This is a genomic window from Kineococcus indalonis, from assembly GCF_009906395.1.
GTDB classification, from domain to species: Bacteria; Actinomycetota; Actinomycetes; order Actinomycetales; family Kineococcaceae; genus Kineococcus; species Kineococcus indalonis.
Window position 1 is genome coordinate 1 of the sequence record NZ_JAAALM010000574.1, and the last position, 2,387, is coordinate 2,387.

3 protein-coding genes are annotated in these 2,387 nt (G+C 76.7%); all 3 read left to right on the forward strand.

What is annotated here, in order from left to right; translation table 11 throughout:
• The coding region (locus tag GTR00_RS19025) for a response regulator transcription factor (protein ID WP_205706198.1) at positions 1-749 on the forward strand (749 nt) is incomplete at its 5' end.
• A gap of 134 nt (positions 750-883) precedes the next feature.
• Positions 884-1,963, forward strand: a complete 1,080-nt coding sequence (locus tag GTR00_RS19030) for a HAMP domain-containing sensor histidine kinase (RefSeq protein WP_407659740.1) — start codon at positions 884-886, stop codon at positions 1,961-1,963.
• 141 nt (positions 1,964-2,104) lie between these two features.
• Positions 2,105-2,387, forward strand: a 283-nt coding sequence (locus GTR00_RS19035; protein ID WP_166613131.1) for a 2-oxoglutarate dehydrogenase E1 subunit family protein, incomplete at its 3' end; no start/stop codon positions are given.

Genomic DNA, 2,387 nt, shown 5'->3' on the forward strand with positions numbered 1-2,387 from the left:
GGGCTGCCGGCAGCGCCTCCCCCACCCGCACGGCCGTCGTCGTCGAGGACGAGCCGACGATCGCCGACGCCGTCGCCCGGCGCCTGCGCGCGGAGGGGTACGTGGTGGAGACCGCCGGCGACGGGCCCGGCGGGGTGGAGCTGTGCGAGCGCACCCGCCCCGACGTGGTGGTGCTGGACGTCATGCTGCCCGGCTTCGACGGTCTGGAGGTGTGCCGGCGGGTGCAGGCCTCGCGGCCCGTGCCGGTCCTCATGCTCACCGCCCGCGACGACGAGACCGACAAGCTCGTCGGCCTGGGCATCGGCGCCGACGACTACATGACCAAGCCGTTCTCCATGCGCGAGCTCGTCGCCCGCGTCAACGCGCTGGTGCGGCGCGTGGAGCGCGCCCGCCAGCTCGTGGGCGCCCCGGCCGACACCGGCACCCTCGTCTTCCCCGTCTCCGGCGGCGAGCTGGTCGTCGACCGCGCCCAGCGGCGGGTGCGGCGCTCGGGCACCGAGGTGCACCTGACGCCCACCGAGTTCGACCTGCTGGTGTGCCTGGCCGGCTCCCCGCGCACCGTGCTCACGCGCGAGAAGCTGCTGGAGGACGTGTGGGACTGGGCCGACGCCTCCGGCACCCGCACCGTCGACAGCCACGTGAAGGCGCTGCGCCGCAAGCTGGGCGCGGACCTGGTGCGCACCGTGCACGGCGTCGGCTACGCCTTCGAGCCCGGCCAGGGGCAGGGGGCGGAGGGCGGCGCCCCGTGAGCGGCGAGCGCGGCTCCGGCCCGGCCGAGCGCGCCGGCGCCGGCCCCTCGGGCACCGGCCCCTCCGGTGCGGGCCTGTCGGGCACCGGCCTGACCGGCCCGATCCCGCTGACCGGCGCCGCGCGCGAGGCGCGGGTGCGCGCGCGCGCCGGCGCGCTGGCCGACGGCGCGCGCACCGCGGCGCGGCGCGGGTGGCCCGACGTGCGCCCGCTGGACCCGGTGCACTCGCTGAAGACGAAGCTGGCGCTGCTGGTGGCGGCGTCGGTGACGGTGGCCTCGCTGCTGGTGTGGGCGGGGCTGCGGATGGACTGGCTGCGCATCGGCCCGCGCTACACGCTGCCGATCGCGATCGTGATCACGCTGGTGTTCACGCAGCTGCTGGCGCGCGGGATGACCTCGCCGCTGCGGGAGATGACCGCCGCGGCGCGCGCGATGGCCACCGGCGACTACTCCCGGCGGGTGCGCTCCACGAGCAACGACGAGGTCGGCGAGCTGGCCGACGCCTTCAACCGCATGGCGCAGGACCTGGAGGCCGTCGACCGCGAGCGCCGCGAGCTGGTCGCCAACGTCAGCCACGAGCTGCGCACCCCCGTCTCGGCGCTGCACGCGGTGATGGAGAACCTCGTCGACGGCGTCACCGAGCCGGACCACGGGACGCTGAGCACGGCGCTGGCGCAGACGGAGCGGCTGGGGCGGCTGGTGGAGCAGCTGCTGGACCTCTCGCGCCTGGACGCGGGGGCGGTCTCGCTGGACCGCGAGGAGCTGGCCCTGGAGCCGTTCCTGGAGCAGGCGACGCGGGCGATGTCGATGACGGGCCGGGACGTGCGCTACGCGGTGGACGTGGACCCGCCGGGGCTGGCGGTGGACGTGGACTCCGCGCGCCTGCACCAGGTGGTGGCGAACCTGCTGGACAACGCCTCGCGGCACTCCCCCCCGGGCGGCACGGTGCGGGTGTCCGCGCACGCGGCGGGCGCGGTGGTGCGCATCAGCGTGCAGGACGAGGGCCCGGGCATCGCCGACGCCGACCGCGAGCGGGTCTTCGAGCGCTTCCAGCGCGGCAGCGCGCGCACCGACGGCGGCACCGGCCTGGGCCTGGCGATCGCCCGCTGGGCGGTGCAGCTGCACGGGGGCACGATCCGGGTGGGGCCGACGCCGCCGGGCGGCGGCTGCCGCATCGACGTGCACCTGCCGCGCGAGGTGGCGCCCGGCCGCTGAGCCGGCGCCCCGCGCGCGTCGCGCAGGTCACACGGCGTGCACCGGTGGTGGCGCCGCGTCGTTCCGCGGGGGTGTGGTGCGAGGGATAGGGTGGAGCCGCGCCCGCGTAGCCCGATTATCGAGGAAGAAGGCGACAACGCCGTGCCTCAGCAGCCCTCGCCCCACGAGGACAAGCTCGCCACGTTCGGCCCCAACGAGTGGCTGGTCGACGAGCTGTACGAGCAGTACCTGAAGGACAAGCACTCCGTCGACGAAGCCTGGTGGGACTTCTTCGCCGACTACACCCCCGCCGACAACCCGGCGGGGTCCACCACGGCCGCACCGGCGGCCGGGGGCGCGCACGGCGGCTCCGCGAACGGCGCGTCGGGCGGCGCGGCGAACGGCGCGGGCGGCACCGCCGCCGCCCGCGAGGCCGCCCCCGCAC